The organism is Candidatus Obscuribacterales bacterium (genome assembly GCA_036703605.1).
Classification (GTDB): Bacteria; Cyanobacteriota; Cyanobacteriia; order RECH01; family RECH01; genus RECH01.
The window spans coordinates 1-3,366 of the sequence record DATNRH010000891.1 but is presented as its reverse complement, the minus strand read 5'-3'; the positions used below and the strand labels follow the sequence as shown (position 1 = coordinate 3,366).

General features: G+C 53.1%; 5 protein-coding genes. 2 read left to right on the top strand and 3 right to left on the bottom strand.

Translation table 11 applies throughout. The features are described from left to right. From V6D20_18335 to V6D20_18325, 3 genes are all read right to left on the bottom strand, one after another. Positions 1-966 (bottom strand): hypothetical protein (locus V6D20_18335; protein ID HEY9817741.1); only part of this gene is annotated, 966 nt, incomplete at its 3' end. A 30-nt stretch (positions 967-996) separates the two neighbouring features. Continuing rightward, the gene (locus V6D20_18330) at positions 997-1,467 is read right to left on the bottom strand and encodes a hypothetical protein (GenBank protein HEY9817740.1); all 471 of its coding nucleotides are present in this window, start codon (positions 1,465-1,467) and stop codon (positions 997-999) included. Between the two features lie 44 nt (positions 1,468-1,511). Continuing rightward, entirely contained in the window at positions 1,512-1,832 is a 321-nt protein-coding gene (locus V6D20_18325) for a hypothetical protein (protein HEY9817739.1), read from the bottom strand. 496 nt (positions 1,833-2,328) lie between these two features. Here V6D20_18325 and V6D20_18320 point away from each other — a divergent pair, with 496 nt between their 5' ends. Together V6D20_18320 and V6D20_18315 are read left to right on the top strand one after the other, a co-directional pair. Then, positions 2,329-2,880: a serine/threonine-protein kinase gene (locus V6D20_18320; protein HEY9817738.1), complete on the top strand. Its 552-nt coding sequence runs from the start codon at positions 2,329-2,331 to the stop codon at positions 2,878-2,880. Then, positions 2,877-3,366 (top strand): hypothetical protein (locus tag V6D20_18315; GenBank protein ID HEY9817737.1); only part of this gene is annotated, 490 nt, incomplete at its 3' end. The genes V6D20_18320 and V6D20_18315, both read left to right, overlap by 4 nt.

The following is a 3,366-nucleotide window of genomic DNA, read 5'->3' as shown; positions in this document are numbered from 1 at the left end:
GGCGGTATCGCCAAGGATGACGTTGTCTGCCGTCTCTGTCTCCACAAAGTCGTTGGTGATGGTGCCCAGAGTGGCGGGGATGCTCAGGTAAGTGTTGAGAGCGCCCGTGCTGAGGTTGATGCCGTTGGTGGCTCCCACGCTCTCCATGCTCCCCCCCAGGATGACCGTCCCTGAAGCCTGCGTGATCAACACCACGTTGGTGGACGCACTGAGTGTGCCGTAAATGTTGTTCAGCAGCGAGTTGCCGAAAGCCGCACTGAGGGTGCCGTCAATTTCGAGGGCCAGCACGTTGCCGTTCAAAATGGAGTCCTTCACGGTGTTGGTGTTGATGTTGGACCCGGCGGTGGCCTCCATGCGGATGGCGGTGTCATACACATTGCTGACCAGCGCCCCTGTGCGCACGTTCTCCACCAGGGTCTGCTGGCTGCCCTGCATGTCAATGGCCGCAGTGCCTGCTGCGCCGCTGTTGTTGAGAATGAAGAGGTTCCTCACCACATTGAACAGGTTGGTCTGCACGGCAATGGCAGCAGCACTCTGGATGATGGTGCAGTTTTTGACTTCTCCTTGCAGTGTCATCTCCGCGGGAAGCACAATGGTCGATGAAAAGTAGTAGTTGCCACAGGGGATGGTGAGGTTGTCCACCCCCGCAGCCACAGCAGCCGCAAACGCCGCGTCGTTGATGGGGCCACTGACCCCTGGCACGCCGTCCTTCACAGCCCCATAACTCAGCAGGTTGTTTTGGTCCACAAAAATAAGCCCATCCCTCACACTCCTACGCACGCTGGTGCTGTCATAGTAGTACAGGTTGTTGGCCACCAAGTTGCCTTCTCTGTCAATCCTCGCGCGCTTGGCGCGCCCGTTGCCCGGCACAGGCAGGGTATTGCCCAACTCGTCCACTATATCTCCCATCTTGTAGTGATCATATCCATAGAAATTAGTAGTGCTACCCAAGGCCGTTTTATTCACACTTTATAATAAAAACAACAAACAATTAAATTAGCTGTAGGTAGGGCCAACCAGCACAGCCCCAGTACCAGCACTGGTGCCAATCACGGCCCACCCAACGCCAGCACCAAGCCAAACAACAGACACACTCTCCCCAACGGCTGGGAAGGTGAGCACTGTCCAGGCACCCACAGTGGTCGTGAAAGTCGCAGTGGCCGTAGCAAAGAGGGCAACCAACACTTTGCGCTGTCCAACAAAGGTGCCATCAGGCACGGTCACATTGGCGGAGAAGGTGGTGATGGGGACCGTCAAGGACACAGGTCCTGGTGCGGTCACATCCTCGGAATCGGTGAGGAGTTGTCTCAGAGAGGCTCTGCTTGCCACAGTCTGGGAGTCAGAGTCGGTGTAGTAGTAAACATTGGTGGCCACAAGGTTGCCTTCTCGGTCAATCCTTGCCCGCTTGGCGCGCCCATTTCCCGGGGTGGGGACTCTGTTGTTGTACTCGTCAATGATGTCCCCCATTGCTTGTCTTGTGTTGTGTTAGCCTTACACTTAGAATTGTGTGTTTACAATCCTATCATTCCCCTGTTAATGAGGTCTTCTTTTAGTGCATTCACCACTGCCGCCAATTGTTGGATGTTACCATCAGTGGCTGTAATGGTGCTGGCATTAATAGCTTGTGCCCTAGTAGCACCAGTGGTGGTTATATCCCACCCCGTGGCAGGGGCAAGTCTGCTCCTGATAGAGGTGCGTGTGTTGTCCGCCTCATAATAATAAGAATCCCCACCAGCAACCAGGTTGCCCTCTCTGTCAATCCTCGCGCGCTTGGCGCGCCCGTTGCCTGGCACAGGCATGGTGTTGCCCCTCTCGTCGATGATGTCCCCCATGGTTACTGTTGGTGTGTTCTGGTATTGTTTTTTCGGTTACCAAAACTGATAGAAAATTAATTGACCCAACAAGAGCCATCAAGGCAAAGAGTGATATAATAAGCTCCTCAGCCATTACTTCTTTCTGTTTTTTCTGTAGAATCCCTTCACGCAGTGTGTGCCCTCAGGCTTGGGTGGGGGTGGGCACGTCCCCCTCTTGTCCTTGGCAGGGGGGCGCACAAAACCGGGAGGGGCCACATAGCCGTCACCTAACAGTGTTCCTTGGACAGCCTTGGTGCCCCGGGGGGCGCGGTGCGCGGGGCCCTTCTTGGCCTTTGCTATTATTGCACCAATCTGCTTCTTGATGTGTGCCTTTTGCGCTGGGGTTGTTGCCCTGTCGTAGGCGTACTTGAAGTCGTCGATGCGCTCCCTTTGTGCTGGGGTTAGTGTGCTTGGCAGGGTCAGTGTTCTTAGTTGCCCATACCGTGGGTCGCGACCTCCTTTTCCAAGTCCTGGCATGGTTGTTTTCTCTTCTTCTTCTTATAAGGACAACACTAGAACAACAATGGCCAAGACTGGCAAGAAAGTATGTTTTCAGACCAAGAATGGGCTGGTGAGCTTTATTGCCAAACACACTTCCTCCCCCTGTGACGCCTCCAAGATTTACGAAAAGAAGATGGGCTCACAAGAGAAGCAAACACACAAGGCTATAGGGTACCACAAGCGGATACCCAACCTGGCTGGCTCTGTGGGCAACAAGGGAATTATGCCACGCGCAGGGCAGGCACTGAGGGATATCCCAGGCAGGAGGGGCCAATTGGGGGGGAAGCTTCTTGTACGCACCAAGCAGGCCCAACTGAGGAAGGATCTCACCAAGGCTATTAGTCACCTCCACAGCAAGGGGATTAAGCACATGGACCTTAGGGAGGGCGCTAGCAGGAACATTCTATGGGATGGCAAACACTTCAATGTGATTGACTTTGGCAAAGTACAACACACGTCTGATTACAACGTCGGGCAAGAGGTTGACCATATCATGAACAGTCTCAGTCTGTGGGCTGTCTCGTGAAGCACAACAATCGCTTTTTTTTTTCTATTCTTCAATATAATACTATGGGTAAAAAGAAGGACCAGATCAAGGCACTCAGGGATGCCAAAAAGGAGGAACGCCTACAAATTGCCTGGGCAGCCGACCAGATCAGAAAGCCAAAGGCACGGCCAGTGGGTATAACACATGCTCTGCTTGGCAGGGAAATTGGAAGGGGGTACAACCCGCCTGGTTACCGCAATGTAAAAAAGATGGTGGTTGGTGGTGCTGACCCGACAAAAAGTCACACCAGGGAAAAAACCAGTACAGCCATCGAAAAGTTTCCACAAAGAGCCCAGCAGAGCCGGCAGGAACGACAAGCACAAATTAAACAAGAAGAAGAAGACCTTCCCCAGAGCAAGTGGGAAGAGCGCCGCCTTCAACGAAAAAGGGAATTGTTTCCTGAAAGAGAAATCGCACGTAACATACGAACCAAACACAAGGATTTTTACAAAGCTTCCAGATATG